The 18,892-nt window shown below is 70.7% G+C and carries 11 protein-coding genes; 6 read left to right on the top strand and 5 right to left on the bottom strand.

All coding sequences use genetic code 11. The features are described 5' to 3' along the window. Positions 1-91: 91 nt before the first annotated feature. Positions 92-937: a fumarylacetoacetate hydrolase family protein gene (locus tag ABD120_RS09705; RefSeq protein ID WP_343949417.1), complete on the bottom strand. Its 846-nt coding sequence runs from the start codon at positions 935-937 to the stop codon at positions 92-94. A 1,269-nt stretch (positions 938-2,206) separates the two neighbouring features. Between ABD120_RS09705 and ABD120_RS09700 the strand changes: the two genes are divergently transcribed. Continuing rightward, entirely contained in the window at positions 2,207-3,412 is a 1,206-nt protein-coding gene (locus tag ABD120_RS09700) for a cytochrome P450 (protein ID WP_343949416.1), read from the top strand. A gap of 369 nt (positions 3,413-3,781) precedes the next feature. On the opposite strand, the gene ABD120_RS09695 is transcribed toward ABD120_RS09700, so the two are convergent. Then, on the bottom strand, positions 3,782-4,987 hold the full coding sequence (locus ABD120_RS09695) for a hypothetical protein (RefSeq protein WP_343949415.1): 1,206 nt from the start codon (positions 4,985-4,987) through the stop codon (positions 3,782-3,784). Between the two features lie 356 nt (positions 4,988-5,343). Next, positions 5,344-6,369, bottom strand: a complete 1,026-nt coding sequence (locus ABD120_RS09690; RefSeq protein ID WP_343949414.1) for a GDP-mannose 4,6-dehydratase — start codon at positions 6,367-6,369, stop codon at positions 5,344-5,346. A gap of 227 nt (positions 6,370-6,596) precedes the next feature. Between ABD120_RS09690 and ABD120_RS09685 the strand changes: the two genes are divergently transcribed. The 5 genes from ABD120_RS09685 (at position 6,597) to ABD120_RS09665 (ending at position 12,268) form a co-directional block, all read left to right on the top strand. Continuing rightward, positions 6,597-7,877, top strand: a complete 1,281-nt coding sequence (locus ABD120_RS09685) for a glycosyltransferase family 4 protein (RefSeq protein WP_343949413.1) — start codon at positions 6,597-6,599, stop codon at positions 7,875-7,877. Between the two features lie 2 nt (positions 7,878-7,879). Next, positions 7,880-8,593: a class I SAM-dependent methyltransferase gene (locus tag ABD120_RS09680; RefSeq protein ID WP_343949412.1), complete on the top strand. Its 714-nt coding sequence runs from the start codon at positions 7,880-7,882 to the stop codon at positions 8,591-8,593. Beyond that, on the top strand, positions 8,590-9,627 hold the full coding sequence (locus ABD120_RS09675; RefSeq protein WP_343949411.1) for a prenyltransferase: 1,038 nt from the start codon (positions 8,590-8,592) through the stop codon (positions 9,625-9,627). Before ABD120_RS09680 ends, ABD120_RS09675 begins: the two co-directional genes overlap by 4 nt. 243 nt (positions 9,628-9,870) lie before the next feature. Next, positions 9,871-10,884: a DUF1702 family protein gene (locus tag ABD120_RS09670; protein WP_343949410.1), complete on the top strand. Its 1,014-nt coding sequence runs from the start codon at positions 9,871-9,873 to the stop codon at positions 10,882-10,884. A 40-nt stretch (positions 10,885-10,924) separates the two neighbouring features. After that, positions 10,925-12,268, top strand: a complete 1,344-nt coding sequence (locus tag ABD120_RS09665; RefSeq protein WP_343949409.1) for a rhodanese-like domain-containing protein — start codon at positions 10,925-10,927, stop codon at positions 12,266-12,268. An 18-nt stretch (positions 12,269-12,286) separates the two neighbouring features. On the opposite strand, the gene ABD120_RS09660 is transcribed toward ABD120_RS09665, so the two are convergent. After that, the gene (locus ABD120_RS09660) at positions 12,287-12,787 is read right to left on the bottom strand and encodes a hypothetical protein (RefSeq protein WP_343949408.1); all 501 of its coding nucleotides are present in this window, start codon (positions 12,785-12,787) and stop codon (positions 12,287-12,289) included. Between the two features lie 5 nt (positions 12,788-12,792). Then, positions 12,793-18,849, bottom strand: coding sequence for an RHS repeat-associated core domain-containing protein (locus tag ABD120_RS09655; protein ID WP_343949407.1), 6,057 nt, complete (start codon positions 18,847-18,849; stop codon positions 12,793-12,795). Positions 18,850-18,892: the final 43 nt, after the last annotated feature.

The following is an 18,892-nucleotide window of genomic DNA, read 5'->3' as shown; positions in this document are numbered from 1 at the left end:
CTCCGTCTCCACGATGCGGCGGCTCATCCTCGGCCCACCGTCTGCCGTTGCCGCCCGGGCCCGCCGATCTCCGTCTCCACGATGCGGTGGCTCATCCTCGGCCCACCGTCTGCCGTTGCCGTCCGAGCCCGTCGATCTCCAGCTCCATGACGTCGCCCGGACGAAGGTACGGCTGGCCGGGCAGGCCGAGCGCCACGCCCGCCGGGGTGCCGGTGTTGATCACGTCGCCGGGTTCGAGCACCATGAACCAGCTCAGGTAGCGCACGATCTCGGCCACATCGAAGATCATGTTCTTGCTGTTGCCGTCCTGGCGCAGCTCGCCGTTCACCCACAACCGCATCGCCAGGTCCTGCGGGTCGCCGACCTCGTCGGCCGTCACCAGCCACGGGCCCAGCGGGTTGAACGTCTCACAGGACTTGCCCTTGTCCCACTGGCCGCCGCGCTCAAGCTGGAACTCCCGCTCGGACACGTCGTTGGAGATCGCGTATCCGGCGATCACCTCCAGCGCGGCCTCCCGGCTGTCCAGGTAGCGGGCGGTGCCGCCGATGACGACGGCCAGCTCGACCTCCCAGTCGGTCTTCTCGCTCCGGCGCGGGACCAGCACCTCGTCGTACGGCCCGACCACGGTGTTGGCGGCCTTCATGAAGACGACGGGCTCCTCGGGCACCGCGGCGCCGGACTCGGCGGCGTGGTCGCTGAAGTTGAGGCCGATGCACACGATCTTGCCGGGGCGCGCGACGGGCGCGCCGATCCGCAGGCCCTCGCCGTCCACGACGGGCAGCCGACCGGCCTCCAGGGCCGCACGCACCCGCGCGAGCCCTCCCGAGGCCAGGAAAGCGCCGTCGATGTCGGGCTCCCCTATGTCTCGCAGGTCACCGGAGGCGTCCAGCACCACCGGCCGCTCGTTGCCGGCAGGTCCTACTCGCAGCAGCTTCACACCGCACCCTTAGCCTTTATACATCGGATGTCTTGCCTTCTGATGCTGCGGTTCGACCTGGCCACTGTCAAGCCCAGCCAGGCAGATACCTCCGATCCGTGACCTCCCGATTCGCCGACCGAGACTGCAACCGGTTGCACTCGACGCCTCGGTCAACCTGGGATGGCATCCCTTCTTGCAAACCAGAGCCCGGCTCAGAACCACTTCACACACCCACGCCCGCAGGCCACCCTTCACCAGGAAGCGTCAACCCCAGAAACATCGGAGGAGGCCCGACGCTCGCCCCCACCTCCCACCTCCCCAAAGGTCCAAGCTCTCCCCACCCTCCCCGCTCCCCGCTCCCCGCTCCCCGCTCCCCGCTCCCCGCTCCCCGCTCCCCGCTCCCCGCTCCCCGCTCCCCGCTCCCCGCTCCCCGCTCCCCGCTCCCCGCTCCCGACGATTCTGGGCCCTCGGCCCCATCGCGCCGCTATCTCCATCCGTTCCGTTCACACTCCCCACCTCACCACGTCCGTCCCTGTCGGCTGCGCCGCCTTTGGATCCTGACCGCGACGCGGCTGCCCACGTCGCGTCGCAGCCGGTGACGACACACGGACAAGCGGACGTCCAGGCTCCCCGCGACAGAGGCCCGTATCCGTACGCCGACAGCATCGCCGCAGCTGTCCACGCCACGTCGCGGCCGATGACCGCACGCAGTCGCCCAGGGCCGCACTGGATGCGGGGTCGCGGCGGGAAGCGGGAAGCGGAGGCTAGCCGACCTCCCCGCGACAGAGGTTCGGGTGCGTGCGCTGACAGCATCGCCGCAGCCGTCCGCACCGCATCGCGGCCCGCAACCGCACACGCTCACCCCGGGACCGCACCGGGTGCACGACCGTAGCGCGAGCGGAAGGCAGGGCTGCCCGGCCTCCCCGCGACGCTCGCGTGTGTGCACCCTCCCCGCGACGCTCGCGTGTGTGCGCCCTCCCCGCGACGCTCGCGTGTGTGCGCCGCCAACATCGCCGCAGCTGTCCGCACCGCGTCACGGCCGGTGACCGCAACGCGAACGGCCGAATATCCAGCCTCCCCGCGACAGAAGCCCGCGTCCGTGCGGCGATAGCATCGTGGTGGCCTCATCTCGCCCTGAACGACCCCCGATCCTGTGGCGATCGCCGTTGCGACGGTCCCCCGGCAGCCGCCGACCGCGCCCGTTACAGGTCGCTTTCCCTGGCGTCCGCGCCCTTGACGGAGCCGGGCGAGCGTAATAGAACACGTTTCAGTAAATTGCCGAAGCCCTTGATCAAGGCGGTGGAGCGGGTGCTCATCAACCTCGTCGACCAGGACACCTACGCGGCGAGCGGACCACCTCACGAGCAGTTGCGCTGGCTGAGAGAGCACGACCCCGTCCACCAGCACCCGGGAGAGCCCGGGTTCTGGGCCGTGACCAGGTACGACGACGTCGTGCACGTGTCCAGGAACTCCGAGCTGTTCTCCTCCGCCCGGCGCCTGGCGATCTTCGACGAGGTGCCGGAGGACCAACTGGCACTCCAGCAGCTGATGATGCTCAACCAGGACCCGCCCGAGCACACGCGCCGCCGTTCGCTCGTGAACCGGGGCTTCACCCCGCGCACCATCAACGCCCTCGAAGAGCACATCCGCACCATCTGCGACGACCTCCTCGACAACTGCTCCGGCGAGGTGGACTTCGTCACCGAGGTCGCCGCCCCGCTGCCCCTGTACGTCATCTGCGAGCTGCTCGGCGCCCCGGTCGCCGACCGCGACAAGATCTTCAACTGGTCCAATCGCATGATCGGCGCCGACGACCCCGACTACGCCACCTCCCCCGAGGAGGGCGGCGCGGCGGCGATGGAGGTGTACGCGTACGCCAACCAGCTCGCCGCCCAGCGCAAGGCCGCGCCGCGCGACGACATCGTCAGCAAGCTCATCCAGCCCGACGAGAACGGCCAGACCCTCGACGAGAACGAGTTCGACCTGTTCGTCCTCCTCCTCGTCGTCGCCGGGAACGAGACCACCCGCAACGCGGCCTCCGGCGGCATGCTCGCGCTGTTCGAGCACCCCGAGCAGTGGGACCGGCTCGCGGCCGACCCGGCGCTCGCGCGCACGGCGGCCGACGAGATCGTCCGCTGGGTGTCGCCGGTGAACCTGTTCCGTCGTACGGCCACCTCCGACGTGATCCTCGGCGGGCAGCGCATCCGCGAGAACGACAAGGTCGTCGTCTTCTACGGCTCCGCCAACCGGGACGCGTCGGTGTTCACGGACCCGGAGACGTTCGACATCGGGCGCGACCCGAACCCGCACATCGGCTTCGGCGGCGGTGGCGCCCACTTCTGCCTCGGCAACCACCTGGCCAAGCTGGAGCTTCGCATCCTGTTCGAGCAGTTGGCCATCCGCTTCCCCAAGCTCCGCCAGACCGGCGAGGCCCGCCGCCTGCGCTCGAACTTCATCAACGGCATCAAATCCCTCCCCGTGCGCCTGACCTGAGCATCGCCCGAACAACATCAAACCCTCCCCAACCACCCGACCTCACTGCCTCCCGAACGGCATCAGAACCCTCCCTGCCCGCCCGACCCGACCGCCTCCCGAGCTGCATCAAACCCCTCCCCAGCCGCCTGACCTGAGCATCGCCGAACGGCATCAGAACCCTCCCGCCCACCTGACCTGGCCGCCTCCCTACCGGTGCTGAATCCCGCCCCGTCCGTCTGACCTGAGCACCCTCCAAGAGATCGCCACCCACCTGACCTGAGCACCTCCAGGCGGCATCAAACCCTCCCGGTGCGCCTGACCTGAGCACTCCGGGAGGCCGGGTGACGGCGGCATGGAGGGTGTGACACCTGATGGCCGGTCGGAGGGTCAGCGACGACGGCGGCGGGTGGCGCGGATACGGGCGAGGATCTTGGCTGTGCGGGCGGGGCCGGGGTCCCAGCCCCGGGCGATGAGGGTGTTGGCGACGTGGGCGATGAGGTCTCCGGTGCGGGCTGGGATGATGTCCTGCCGTACGGTGATCACGTACCAGCCGAGTTCGGCCAGGCGGGTGCGACGGGCGGCGTCGCGGGCCCGATCTGACGGGCTGCTGTGGTGTTCCCGGCCGTCGTACTCCACGGCCACGCGGTACTCCGGCCAGCCGAGGTCCAGATAGGCGGTCTGGGCCTCGTACCGGGCGCCGGCGTGATCAGGGCCATGTGTGGGAGCGGTCTCGAACGCAGGCCCGGATGCGGACACGGAATCGAACGCGGACGTGGGCGCGGAAGGAGACGGGAACGCAGACGAGGGCACGGCCAGGAAATCGAACGCTGCCGCGGACGTGGGCGCGGACGGGAACGCAGGTGTAGGCGTGAACGTGGACGGGAACTCGAACGCAGGCGTGGGCGTGGGCGTGGGCGTGGGCGTGGGCGTGGGCGTGGGCGTGGGCGTGGGCGTGGGCGTGGGCGTGGGCGTGGGCGTGGACGGGAGCGTGGACGGGAGCGTGGACGGGAGCGATGGTGGGGACGCGGTGGGAGACGGTGGGGACGCGGTGGGAGGGGAGGTGGTCGGCGGTGGGGTTCGGCTGGTCAGGGGGACTTTGATCTGGGTGGTCGGGCGGGGAAGCCAGGCGAGGGTGAACGTGACGCGGAGTCGGCTCTCCTGTGGCGAGCCCGCGTCGCGGTCGGCCAGCGACAGGGTCGATTGCAGATCGGGATAACCGGCGGCGCGGCGTCGGAGATCCGACAGCTCGACCCCGCGTCTCAGGAACTGGTCGACGATGATGACCGCGTCCAGGCGGGGCAGGATACGGGCGCAGTCGAGGGCGGTGCGGGCCATCGAGGTGACCTGCACCCCCCGGCAGACCGTACGGTCCGCCTCCGCGTACACGCCCTCGCGAACGGTGCACCCGGGAATCTCGATCGGGACGGGCAACGCGAGATCCACCGGCCAGTTGATCTCTTTGATGCCCATGGGCAGAGCCTCGACCCCCCAGATGTGGGCGGCCGTGCGGAGGCAGGCCACCGCCTCGGGGAGAAGACTGGCGAAGACGCGGGCCCTGGTGGTCAGCGGGCCGGTGATGGGGGTGAAGTGCACCGGTCCACGATGCGACCGCGAGTGCACCCGCCGCCGAGGCGAACCGGATTCTGTGGACAACCGACCGCTGTCCACAGAACGAGGGCTCCACGGCCAGTTGGGATCCCGGTCGCCGCTCTCAGATCAGGGCTCCACCCCGATGGGAGCCCCGATCGGGCCGACACCTTCCGACCGGGCTCCACGGCCGACGGGGATCCCGGTCGCTGCCCTCAAATCAGGCCCCACCCCGATGGGAGCCCCGATCGGGTCGCCGTCCTCCAACCGGGCTCCACGGCCAGTGGGAGTCCCGGCCCGGGTCACCCGACCAGGGGCTTACGGCCAGCTGGAGTCGCGGCCCGGGTCACCCGATCAGGGGTCTACGGCCAGTTGGAGTCCTGGTCGGGGTCGCCGCCCTCCGACAGGAGGCGGATGTCGGACTCGACCATCATCGCCACCAGGTCGTCGAACGACACCGTCGGCTCCCAGCCCAGCTGCACCCGCGCCTTCTTGGGGTCCGCGCACAGCAGATCGACCTCCGCCGGCCGGTGGAGCGCCTGGTCGCACACCACGTACTGCTCCCAGTCGAGCCCCGCCGCGGAGAAGGCCGCCTCCACGAGTTCGCGCACCGACTTCATCCGCCCGGTGCCGATCACGTAGTCCTCGGGCGTCCCGGCCCGCAGCATCAGATGCATCGCCCGCACGTAGTCGCCGGCGTAGCCCCAGTCGCGCCGCGCCTCCAGGTTGCCCAGGCGCAGTTCGGTGGCCAGGCCGAGCTTGATGCGGGCCACCCCGAGCGTCACCTTGCGGGTGACGAACTCGGCCCCCCGCCTCGGCGACTCGTGGTTGAACAGGATCCCGGACACGGCGAACATCCCGTAGGACTCGCGGTAGTTCTGGGTGAGGAAGTGCCCGTACGCCTTGGCCACGCCGTACGGCGACCGGGGGTGGAACCCGGTCCGCTCGGTTTGCGGCGTCTCGGTGACCTGCCCGAACATTTCAGACGACGAAGCCTGATAAAAGCGGATCTGTCCGGTGCGAGTGGACGACCCCCTCGACACCCCCGAACACACCCTGATCGCCTCCAGCATCCGCAGCACGCCCATGCCGGTGACCTCGGCCGTCAGTTCGGCCTGCTCCCACGACATCGGCACGAACGAGATCGCCCCCAGGTTGTACACCTCGTCGGGCTGAACACGTTCCACCGCGGAGATCAGCGAGCCCTGGTCGAGCAGGTCGCCGCGCACCACGCGGACGTCCGCCAACTGCCTGCGCATCCGCGACAGCCGGGGGTTGGCCTGCCCCCTCGCCAGCCCCCAGACCTCGTACCCCTCGGCGAGCAGATGCTCGGCCAGATAGGAACCGTCCTGCCCGGTGATGCCGGTGATCAGAGCGCGCCTGGCCAACGGGGTCCTCCAACTCTCACAACCACCGAATGTACACTCAGAGAGCCATCTAGAACACGTTCCACCGAAGCACGCTCGGTCACGGCAACGTCGCAGTTCGCACGCCCTGTGAGCACCGATAGGAACAATTCCATCAGACCTACCGAATGGTAGCCTTTTCCAGCTAAGGTCATCTTTCACGGTACACGCCCGCCCTTATGGGCCTTGTGGCGGAGAAAGGGGTGTCCGTGCGGGACCGCACCCGGCACACTCGGACAGCGGGCGGGAACAGCACCGATACCCTGCGTATCGCCCTGCTGTCGTACCGCAGCAAGCCCACCTGTGGCGGCCAAGGCGTCTATCTCCGCCACCTCACCCGCGAACTCGTCGCCCTCGGCCACCATGTCGAGGTCTTCTCCGGCCAGCCGTACCCGGAACTCGACCCCGGTGTGATCCTCAACAAGGTCCCCAGCCTCGACCTGTACCGCGACGAGGACCCCTTCCGCACCCCCAAGCTCCACGAGTACCGCGACTGGATCGACCTCCTGGAGGTCGGCACCATGTGGAGCGCGGGCTTCCCCGAGCCGCTGACCTTCACCCTGCGCGCCTACCGCGAGCTGAAGAAGCGCGTCGGCGACTTCGACGTCGTCCAGGACAACCAGACGCTCGGGTACGGCCTGCTCGGCATCCAGCGCCTGTTCCCCGTGGTCGGCACCATCCACCACCCGATCAGCGTGGACCGCCGCATCGAACTGGAGGCGGCGGAGGGCGCCAAGCGGGTGAGCCTGCGCCGCTGGTACGGCTTCGTGAAGATGCAGGCCAAGGTGGCGCCGAGGCTGCGCCCGATTCTCACGGTGAGCCAGTCGTCGCTGGCCGACATCCACCGCGACTTCAACGTCCCGCAGGCCAACATGCGCCTGATCCCCCTCGGCGTGGACACCAGGTTCTTCCACCCCCGCCCGGACAAGCCCCGCCGCAAGGGCTCCATCGTCGCCGTGGCCTCGGCGGACTCCCCCATGAAGGGCGTCGCCACCCTGCTCAGGGCGGTCGCCAAGCTCGCCACCGAGCGCGACGTGAACCTGACCGTCGTCAGCAGGCCCACGCCCGGCGGCCCCACCGAGCAGCTCGTGCAGGAGCTCAGCCTGAAGGACCGGGTCCGCTTCGTGCACGGCATCTCGGACGACGAACTCGGCGAGCTGATCGCCACGTCGGAGATCTCCGTGGTCCCCTCGCTCTACGAGGGCTTCTCCCTGCCCGCCGTCGAGCACATGGCCTGCGCCACGCCGCTCGTGGCCAGCCGTACCGGCGCGCTGCCCGAGGTCGTGGGCGACGCGGCGGTGCAGGTCGCGCCCGGCGACGCGGAGGAACTGGCCTCGGTGCTGCGGCGCCTGCACGACTCGCCGGAAGAGCGCGAGCGCGTCGGGAAGGCGGGATACGACCGCGTCATGGAGCGCTACACCTGGCACGTCGTCGCCAAGCGGACCGTGGAAGCCTACCGAGAAGCCATCAACGCAAGAGGAGCGCGCTAACTGTGCTGACCGTCGACTTCGCCAAGCTGCCCGTCGGCCCCGGTGAGCGGGTGCTCGACCTCGGCTGCGGCGGCGGCCGCCACGCCTTCGAGGTGCTGCGCAGGGGCGCGGACGTGGTGGCGTTCGACATGGACCAGTCCGAGCTGGACAACGTGGCCGCCATGTTCGTCGCGATGGACAAGGCGGGCGAGGTGCCGGTCGGCGCGGGCGGCGAGACGGTGAAGGGGACGGCGCTCGACATGCCGTTCGAGGACGGCTCCTTCGACCGGGTCATCGCGGCCGAGGTCCTTGAGCACATCCCGGACGACATGACCGCGATGGCGGAGATCTTCCGGGTGCTCAAGCCGGGCGGCAGCGCGGCGGTGACCGTGCCGAGCTTCCTGCCCGAGCGCATCTGCTGGGCGCTGGACGAGGACTACCACACCGCCCCCGGCGGGCACGTGCGCATCTACACGCTGGCGGAGCTGTCGGCCAAGCTCAAGTCGACCGGCTTCGAGATCGGCCCGCACCACCACGCGCACGGCCTGCACGCGCCGTACTGGTGGATCAAGTGCGCCGTCGGCGTCGGCAACGACGACCACCCGCTCGCGAAGGCGTACCACGAACTGCTCGTGTGGGACATCATGAAGCGCCCGCCGATCACCCGCCTGGCCGAGCAGCTTCTCAACCCGGTCATCGGCAAGAGCGTGGTGCTCTATGTGCGGAAGCCGGCGTGATCTCGTGGGCACAGGTCGTCCAGACCGCTGAGAGCATCGCGGCCATCCAGCAGGAGGACGGCGGCGTGCCGTGGCCGGAGGGCCACGTGGACGCCTGGAACCACGTCGAGTGCCTCATGGCGATGACCGTCGCGGGGCTGGAGGAGCCGGTCGAGCGCGGGTACGGCTGGCTGGCCGACCGGCAGCGTCCCGACGGCTCGTGGCCGATGAAGGTGAAGGACGGCCGCGCCGTCGAGCACGGCGGCGAGTCCAACCACGCCGCCTACGTCGCGGTCGGCGCCTGGCACCATCACCTGGTCACCGGCCAGGAGCCCGGCCGGCTCTGGCCGATGGTCAAGAGCGCGCTCGACTTCGCCGTGGACCTGCAGACCGAGCGCGGCGAGATCGTCTGGGAGCGGGACGCGCTGGGCAGGGCCGCGACGTACGCGCTGCTCACCGGGTGCGCCTCGATCCACCAGGGGCTGCGCTGCGGGGTGCTGATCGCCGACCGGCTCGGCGATCAGCAGCCGCACTGGGAACTCGCGGCCGACCGGCTGGCGCACGTGCTCGCCGCCCATCCGGCGGCTTTCGCCGACAAGAGCCGCTATTCGATGGACTGGTACTACCCCGTGCTCGGCGGCGCCCTTCGCGGCCCGGAGGCGGCCGAGCTGCTGGAGCGCGAGTGGTCCACGTTCGTGGTGCCCGGGCTGGGCATCCGGTGCGTGTCCGACCAGCCGTGGGTGACGGGGGCGGAGACGTGCGAGCTGGCGCTGGCGCTGGACGCGCTGGGTGATCATGAGCGGGCGTCGGCACTGTTCGCCGACATGCAGCACCTGCGGCACGCGGACGGCTCCTACTGGACGGGCTGGCAGTTCGCCAACCGCAGGCACTTCCCGCACGAGCGCTCGGGCTACACGGCGGCCGCGGTGGTGCTGGCGGCCGACGCCCTGTCCGGCTTCACCGGCGGTAGCGGGATATTTCGTGATGTGCGGGCCAGCTCCACCGACCCCGCCTCACCTCTGTGCGGCTGCCTGCCGCAATACGACCCGTCCTGACGAGGGCGCGCCGCCGATCCGGGTGTCCGCCCTTCGGGCGGCCCACATCACGGCTGTACGGTGCCCGCCCCCTTCCGCGCTGAGCGCCCGCACGGCCGGGCACCCGCGTCGGTGGGGGGCGCCAAGTCGGCTCCGCCGTAGCGCCGACTACCACACGGAGATCGCAACCGCTTTTGGAGAACCTTTGCCGGAACAGGCGGAGCGCCGCCAGCTAATGCCGCATTGGCGTCGTTAGCTTCGGGAGTGGCCGTACGATGCGTCTTCGGGGGAAGCGTGGGCGACACGGACACAACCGCATTCATCAACAAAGTCCCGACACTGGCCCCGGTTCGTGGCCTGTGGAGGTTTCTGGAGAAGGATCCGCGAGAGTCCGATCTGGGGAGGCGACGCTTCCGCCTGAGGGCCGGCCCGGCCCCCAAGGTCCTCCAATCAGCCGAAAATTCATACATCTTCGGCTTCAACGCTGCTTTGTCACGAGAAATCATGAAGATCGGCGAAATGCCGGTCGAGCAGCAGGTCTTCGGCTTCGAGGGCGCGGCAGCCGCCGCCACCGTGCTGGACCTGCTCACCCTGACCCGGGGCCGGCGCCTTCGCGAGCTACTGGCCGGTCCCGCCAGCTCCCACCTCCACGCCGCCCATCTCGGCGCGGGCCGTGCGCACGCCTTGCTCAGGCTCCCCCCGACCTGGGGCCTGCGCCGCGCGCACCCGCTGCTGCGGTGGCTGGCCCTGGACGGCTACGGCTTCCAGTGGAGCATGGCCAAGGCCGACCGCATGGTGGGCGAGCGCGCGATGCCCGAACTGGCGCTGCGCACCCACTGCGCCATCTTCGACCAGGGCCTCGGCAGACTGCTGTGGTACCACGACTGCGCCGCGCCGGGCGACGTCGCCGCCCGGATCGCCGCCTACCCCTCGTGCCGCCGTACCGACCTGTGGAGCGGGGTCGGTTTCGCCGCCGCCTACACCGGCGGCGCCACCCCGGACGAGCTGGAGGAGCTGAACTCCCACGCGGGCGCCGACGGCTACCGCCCGCACCTGGCCCAGGGCGCGGCGTTCGCGGCGACCGCCTGGGTGAACACCGGCACGCTGCCGAGGCACGTGGAGGTCGCGCTGCCGCTGCTGGCGGGCGCGGACGTGGAGGAGGCGTGCGGCTGGACCGACACGGCGCTGATCTCCCTCGGCCACGACCCGCACACCCACGACGACTTCCTGACCTGGGGCGCCCAGACCCGCCGCGCGTGGGCCCGCCGCCACCGCTGACCTCGGAATATACCCCCTAGGGGTAGACGTTGTCCCAGACATGTATGACGTGCACGTGATCGAGACGTCCTCGCTCGGCGACCGGAGCTACCTGGCCACCGACGGCGCGGCAGCCGTGGTGATCGACCCCCAGCGCGACGTGGACCGCGTCCTCGCCCTCGCCGGCCGCCTCGGGGTACGGATCACCGCCGTCGCCGAGACCCACCTGCACAACGACTATGTCTCGGGCGGCCTGGAACTGTCGAGGCTCACCGGCGCCGCCTACGCCATGGCGGCGGGCGACGAAGTGGCCTTCGAGCGTACCCCGCTCACCGACGGCGACGTCCTGGAAGTCTCCCCGACCCTGCGCCTGAAGGCCATGGCCACCCCCGGCCACACCTTCCACCACCTGTCGTACGTCCTCGAACACGAGGGCGCCCAGGTCGGCGTCTTCACCGGGGGCTCACTGCTGTTCGGCACCACCGGCCGCCCCGACCTGCTCGGCCCCGAGCACACCGAGACGCTCGCCCGCCACCAGCACGCCTCGGCGCGCAGGCTCGCCGACACGCTGCCCGACGGCGCCAGGATCTGGCCGACGCACGGCTTCGGCAGCTTCTGCGCGGTCGGCACCCCCACCGGTGACGACGCCTCGACCCTCGCCCAGGAGAAACTGGGCAACCCGGCGCTGCGCCTGGCAAAGCACGCCTTCGTGACGGAGGTCCTGTCCGGCCTCGGCGCCTACCCCGCCTACTACGCCCACATGGGCGCGCTCAACGCGGCCGGCCCCGACCCCGTGGACCTGCGCCTGCCCGTCCTCGCCGACCCCGAACGGCTGGCCGCGAGCATCGCGGCGGGCGAGTGGGTGGTGGACCTGCGCTCACGCAAGGCGTACGCGGCCGCCCACCTCACCGGCACCGTCAGCCTCGGCCTGGACGGCAGCATGGCCACCTGGCTCGGCTGGCTGGTGGACCGGGGGGCGCCGATCACCCTGCTGGGCGAGACCCGCGAGCAGGTGGCGACGGCCCGCCGCGAACTGGTGCGGATCGGCCTCGACCGGCCCTCGGCCGCCGTCGGTGCCCCGCAGGACCTGAAGGGCGAGGTCGCCACCCTGCCCACAGCGACCTTCGCCGATCTCGCGGCGGTCCACGGCGACGTGGTCGTCCTCGACGTCCGCCAGCCGGACGAGCACCGGGCGAGCCACGTGACCGGCGCCCTCAACATCCCGCTGCCGCAGTTGCCCGCCCGCCTGGGTGAACTGCCCGGCGGCGAGATCTGGGTCCACTGCGGCAGCGGCTACCGGGCCGCGGCGGCGGCCTCGATCCTGGCCAGGGACGGCAAACAGGCCGTCCTCGTGGACGACCTGTTCGCGAACGCCCGCGCCGCAGGCGTACCGATGACCGGGTAGCGCGGACCGGTGGTGGCGTTACGGGCTGCAGCGCTCCTCTGAGCGGAGGAAGTCGGCCCGGCCGACCGCCTCGCTCTCCTCTCCCCCGCTCCAGACCAACACCTGGTCCTCGGCGAGGTCCCGCACGTCGGCCAGGGTGAACGGCACCCGCCCCTTCAGCACCCGCTCCCGGACGCCGCCGTCCACCCTGGCCACGTACGGCACCCCGTCCCGCAGGGCGGTGAGGCCGGAGCCGGTCGAGGTCCACCCCTCGGGCGGATCCTGCAAGACCCCGAAGTCACGCACCGACGAGGCACCTCCGTCGTTGCGCACGCTCCACTTGCCCGTTTCGCCCTCGACGTCGGCGAAGAGGCTGAGGTCCGTGGCCCGGTAGTCCGGGCAGTCCGCCAGGAGGAGCCGCACGCCGCCGTCCTGGGCGGGCGCGATGGCGAGGATCGCCTTCGGCGCGGGCGAAGCGCACGCCGAGGCGAGCAGGGCCAGGAAGAGCACTCCGAGGCCCGCGCGTCTGAACCTTCTCATGACCATCACCAGCACTGTTCGCCGGGCGCGCGGAAGGCCGTCGGACACCAGCGGAGATACTGGCCCCAGTACAGGCCGGCCTCCTGCTCGAAGGGGTTGCCCGCCGCGACATCGCCGGTCTTCAGCTTCGACGCGGCCGTCGCGGCCCCATAGGCGGCGATGAAGTCGGTCGCCTTCCGATATCTGGCCCATTGCCGGGAGTGGACGGCCTCGTGCCGCTCCAGGTCGGGTCCGTACTTCTCGGCCCCCTTCGGGCCCAGGACCCGGGCGATCTCCTCCCGTTTGTTCTTCTCCGCCACCAGGTCCTCCTCGAACTCGCGCTTCGAGTACGGGTAGAAGTGCACGTCCCCGACCGTCATCGACTGGTTGCCGCCGGGTGAGCCGCCGAAGCAGACGAACTGCCTGGCGTGCCGTTCGCAGCTGTCGCTCATGGTCATCGCGTAGCCCGCGGCCATGGCGTTCGCCCCGTTGAGGTTGTTTCGCACGTGGAACGGGTTCGTGGCGAGATCCTTGAGCAGGCCCGCCTTCTTGGGCGGACGGATCTTGGGGATGCGGATCTTCGGGATCGGGATCCTGATCCCGAAGAGGATGCGCGGCTTGGAGGTGTAGTAGATCGCCTTCCTCGGCCGGTGCCGGTAGCGCGGGGTGACCTTGCGGGTCTTGGGGTTGTAGCCGACCTTGCGCTGCTCCTTCTTCGAGCAGTACCGCAGATCGTACTGGCAGGAGTTGGGCCGCGACCCGATCTCCCTGCCGGTCGGGTCGCTGAAGGTGGCCGGGTTGTTGGCGCCGTAGGCGTACATGTTGAGCGCCTGGGCCTGGTCGGTGGACAGCACCGGGTCCGGGCTCAGGAACCGGCCGGTCGCCGGGTCGTACACGCGCGCCCCGACGTAGGTGAGCCCGGTGTCGGCGTCCGCCGGTTTGCCGAGGAAACCCTTGTCGTCGGGCCAGTTCCCGCCGAGGGCGGTGCCGCGCGGCAGCCCGAACGGGGTCAGGAAGCGCCGGGTGACCGCCTGGGTGGCCGCGTCGAGCGCCAGCGACGAGGTGCCGTGCCGGTCGCCCGCGAGGAACGTGACCGTGCTCGCGCCCGTTTGGGTGCTTCGTACCGCCAGCTGCTGGGTGCCCGCGACGTACATGCGGGTGCTCCAGATCTTGAGCTCGGTCCCGGTCTTCTTGGCGTGGACCTCGGTGGCGCCGAGGTAGAGCACGCTCTCACCGTCGCCGACGGCCCGGCGGATCAGCACCTCGCCGTCCGCGTCGTACACGTAGGCGGTCTTGCGCGCCCCCTGGGTCAGGGTCGCGACGCGGCCCCTGGCGTCCCAGGTCAGCGTCTGGCCGTCGCGCGCGGTCGTGTTGCCGAGCGGGTCGTAGGCATAGGTGGCCGCCGCGCCCGCGCAGGAACCCGTCGTGGTCGCGGTGAGGGCCCGCTTCCGCTTGGCGTCGCCGTAGCAGTACGCGGAGGTGGTGGAGGTCGTGCCGGAGTAGCGGGTCTCGCTGGTACGCAGCCCCGCCTCGTCGTAGGTGTAGGCCGTCCGGTACGGCGCCGCCCCGCCGAGCGTCCTGCTCGCGCAGTCGTCGGCGGCCGGTGTCCACGCCTCCGTCAGGCGGCGCAGCCCGTCGTAGGTGAAGCACTGGACGTCACCGGCGCCCACCCCCTCACCGGTCGGCGTGTCGGCGATCTTGGTGACGTTGCCCGCGTCGTCGTAGGTGTAGGCCAGGTCCTGCGGCTTCACGGCCGCCGACTGCGTGGTGACGAACGAGCGCCGGAGCCGGTCGGTCCCCTCCTCGTAGGTGTGGTTGACGAAGGTCTTCTTCGTCTGCGCGGCCCCCGACAGCCCGAGTGTGAGCTGCAGCGGCTGCCCGGTGGGGCTGTAGTCGGCCTTCTGCAGGTAGTCGTTGACACCGGTGACGCCGACGACCTGCCCGGTCGGCGTGTAGCTGAGGCTGACCGTCTCCTGGGCCAGCCCCGCGACGGCGGGCTCGGTCGAGTTCTTCAGCGTGCCGTCCACGTTGTAGGCGCTGGCGAAGGTGTAGCTGGTCTTCGCCGCTCCCGAGGTCACCATGGGGTCGTTCGGGTCGAGCTGGATCTCGCTGCTGGTCGTGCGGTACTGCGCGTCGTAGGCGAGCACCTTCTTGGTGTACGCCTTCCCGTCGTCATAGCCGGTGGCGGAGGCCAGCAGGCCCTTGGCCACCGTGTCGAAGGTCCAGGTGGCCAGCCTGTTCGCGTCGGTGCGCGAACCCGCCCACAGCCCGGTCGTGCGGCCCAGCTCGTCGTAGCCGTACAGCAGCTTCTTCCCGTCGGAGCCGGTGACGGTGTCCGGCTTGTCGAAGGCCGTGTAGGAGATGGTGCCCGCGCCCTTGTCCGGGTCGTCGGTGCCGGTCCTCCTGCCGAACAGGTCGTAGGTGTGGGTCCACTTCGCGCCGCCGGGGCCGGTGACGGTCAGTTCGTCCTCGCCCCGGTAGGTGAAGGAGGTGTTCGTGTGGCCGCTGGAGGTCGCGGCGCCGTACTGGGTGTCGTCGGGTGAGGGCGACTTGTACTCGCGGCGCTCGACCACGCGGCCGAGCGCGTCCTCGACGGTCCTGACCGCGCTGCCGCCCTCCAGCGCGCTCACGGCGGTGGAGTCGCCGGTGTAGGAGGTGGTAGTGGTCCACTTGCGGGCGCCGAAGACCGAGAAGGTCGTGGCGACCTCGCGCCCGGCGCCGTCGAAGACCAGGTTGGACTGCTTGGGCGCCTGGCCGTACTCGGCGCGGGTGTAGGTGGCGTTCGGCTCGCGGGCGGCGTCGAAGACGTCGGCGTGGGTCTCGTAGGCCAGGCCGCGCGAGTCGTAGCGGGTATCGGTCAGCAGCCGCCCGCCGTTCGGGGTGGGGGTCTGCGTCTGCAGGGGCCGCAGCAGCGAGTCGAAGATCTGGTACGACCAGTTCGCCGTCGTGGACGACCTGACGGTCCCGGTGCCGATCGCGGGCGCCTTGCCCCGTTCGTACACGTAGGTGTAGGCGAGGCTGGGGGTCTGGCCGCCGCTCCTGCTCCGGTCGGGCTTCCACACGCCGGTCAGCCTGCCGAGGCCGTCGTAGGTCTGCTCGGTCAGCCCGTTGTTCGGGTCGTACGTGCGCACCGGCACGCCGCGCACCCCGTCGAGGAACGTGGTCGTCCTGTGCAACTTGGGGTCGGTGACCACGGTCTTCGTCGGCACGCCCGCGCCCGCCGGGGTGTAGGCGTTGCCGGTGACGTTGCCGCCCGCGTCGGTCTGGGTCAGCGGGCGGCCGAGCGCGTCGTAGGTGGTGCGCTCGGTACGCTGCCAGCCGGTGGGCGGCCGGTCGTCGCCGGTGGCCGCCGCCGGGTAGCCGCTCGCGCGCCCGATCCAGGTCTCGGCGCCCTTGACCGGCTTCTGCCCGGCCGTCCAGGTGGTGGCGGCGGGGTCGTCGTAGACGGTGGCGGTGTCCGACAGCACGTCCCCGTGGGTGGCGCTGTTCGCGGGCAGCGACAGGCCGGCCTCCGCCACCGAGCAGAGGCGGGCGACCGTACGGACGCGGGAGACCAGGTCGTTGATGCCCTTGGCGTCGTCGCGGGCGTACCAGGTGCGGGTGCAGGACTCGTCGCCGCTCTTGGCGGTGTCGCCGGTGTTCTCCTCCTCGGCCTTCATGCCGTATCCGTCGTACGTCGTGGCGGTGGTCACCGTGCGCCAGGTCTTCGGGACGGTGAGGAAGGTGTGCTCGGAGGACCGGCCGGTCCGCACGTAGTACGCCTCGGTGTCGGCGTACGACTTGTGCTGGGTCGCGGTCCGCGCCGACCACGGCTCGTTGACCGTCACCTCGACCGGGTCGGCCCCGGAGTAGGTGATCTCCTCACGGGCGAAACCCGCGTACTGCTCGGTGTCGGTCAGGTCGGGCACGTCGAGGCCGGAGACGTCCAGTCCGGGCACCGCCGCCACCCGCCTGCGGTCCGGGTCGAGGGTCCTGGTGGTGGTACCGGGCTTGAGCAGCCGGTCGCCGTTCATGCCCTGCATGAACACGGACACGGTCCGGCCCCTGGTGCCGTCCGAGGCCCCCGTGTACGTCGTGACCTTCTGGTAGCCGCGCCACAGCGACCAGGTCCGCTCCTTGCCCGGGGTGAACGGGCTGTCGTTGTAGCGCCAGCCCGGCCGCTCGTACTCGTAGGCGAACTCGGTGAGCGGGTTGTGCCCGGCCGGGTCCGCGGTGTTGACCGCGAGCACCCGGTACTTGTGGAACCAGTCGAGGGAGGCGTTGTCGGCGCCGTTGACGTGCCAGAACTGCGGGTAGCACGACAGCGCGTTGTCGTCCTCGGCCTTCGGCATGCCGGAGCCGCGCACACACTCGGGCCCGCTGTAGGCGACCGTGGTGATCGCGCCGGTCTCCGTGGTGATCGTCTCCAGGCGGGGACGGCTCAGCGGCAGGACGTTGCCGCCGCCCGGCTGGGTGCCGCCCGCCACCCGGTTGGGCCGCATCGTGTAGGTGAAGGAGACCGGGTCGAGCTTCACCGGCGTCCCGGAGGAGCCGGTACGGGTTAGCGAGGTCAGCGTCAGCGTCTGGTCGGCCGAGCTGCCGATGTCGCCGCCGTCGAGGTAGCTCTGCGCGAACGCCCAGGAGTCCACCGGCTGGTAGGAGGTACCGGACAGGACGGAGGTCTCCATCTTCACCAGGCGCTTGCGGCTGAAGAAGGTGGGGGCGACCGCGTGGCAGTCCTCCTTCTTCTCGTCCTTGTCGCACAGCGCGTCGAAGGGCACGTCCGGCCAGTTCTGAGCGTTGGCCTTGGTGAGGGTGCCGCAGTCGGCGACCGTGCAGCGCTCGGCGTAGGAGAAACCCACCTGGTACGGCGCCGTCGCGGTGAACAGCGTGTCCGCGCGCTGGCCGTACAGGATCCGGTCGAGGTAACCGCCGCGCGTGTAGAGCGTGTTCGCGGTGTCGGCCTTGTTCTTGCGGTAGTGGTTGGTCTCCGCCGTGTACCAGTAGGACATGGCGTTGCCGTGGGTGTCCTCGACATAGTCGAGGTTCCACCGCCACGCCTGCGTCACGTGACGTTCGGCGAAGGTGTCGCCCTTGGTGTGGCCGGGCTCGCCGGCGTCGTCGCCGAAGACGGGGACCGTCCACACCGCGTTGGTGCGCTGGGCGCCCGCGCCCGCCAGCTTGTTCAGGCCGAAGACGTACTTGGTGCCGTCGCCGGTGATGACGGTCCAGTACTCGCCGTTGTCGTCGCCGTTGTCGGCGCCGGTCGAGTGGATGACGGTGGCGGCGTCGTCGTCCTTGAGCCGCCACTTCCCGCTGGTGTCGTCCTTGACCAGTTCGGTGGACTTGCCGTCGAGCACCAGCGAGGCGTTCTCGAACTTCCAGCACCGGTCGAACTGCTTGCTGTGCCCGTCGTCATCGCAGCTTTCGTACTGACGGTCGATGTAGGAGACGGCCTCCAGGTCGAAGCCCTCGCCGACCGAGGTGCCCTGGTTGTTGCTGGCGGCCGAGCGCCCGTCGATGCCGCCCGAGTCGTACGACAGGTCGAGCGAGGGGGCGGGGCCCGCCGCCGGGTCCACGGCGGCCATCGGGTACGACCAGCTGAAGGCGCCGGAGCTGCCGCCCGCCTCCCAGGTGGAGGACGCGGTCAGCGGGGTCGCGGCGTAGTCGCCGCTGCCGTCGGGGGCCTCGCCGCCCTCACCGGGAGCACCGGCGGTCACGGCCAGGACGGCGGGCGCCGCGGCCAGCGCGACCGGCGCGGACAGGGTCTGCGTGGCGAGGGTGTTGTCGGTGTCGAGCGGGGTCCGGGTGCGGCATTCGGCCCGCTCCGGGGTGGTGATCGCGCAGGCGGGGAGCTGGACGAGACGCAGCCGGCCGCTCCAGCCGCCGCCGTACGCGGAGGCGAAGTCGGCGTAGCCGACGCTCAATGTACTGTCGCCCGACGTCTGGGCCTCCGTGGTGAGTGACGCCGTGAGCAGGACCCCGTCCACGCCCGCGGCGTCGGCGGCGGCGCGGTCGAGCACCCGCACGCGGGCCGTCCGGTCCTCGGCGCCGGTGAGGCCGACGGGCAGCCCGCCGACGTCCGCGCCGCCGCCCGAGGGCACGTCCGCCTCTGCCGCCTTCGGCCAGGCGGCCCGCGCCCGCTCG

The sequence above is a fragment of the Nonomuraea longicatena genome (assembly GCF_039525605.1).
GTDB classification, from domain to species: domain Bacteria; phylum Actinomycetota; class Actinomycetes; order Streptosporangiales; family Streptosporangiaceae; genus Nonomuraea; species Nonomuraea longicatena.
This window is presented reverse-complemented; position numbering and strand designations above follow the sequence as displayed.

What these genes read in the sequence shown, in the direction of transcription:
- ABD120_RS09665 (WP_343949409.1), top strand. Translation starts at nt 10,925, where the DNA reads ATGTATGACGTGCACGTGATCGAGACGTCCTCGCTCGGCGACCGGAGC.
- ABD120_RS09660 (WP_343949408.1), bottom strand. Translation starts at nt 12,787, where the DNA reads ATGAGAAGGTTCAGACGCGCGGGCCTCGGAGTGCTCTTCCTGGCCCTG.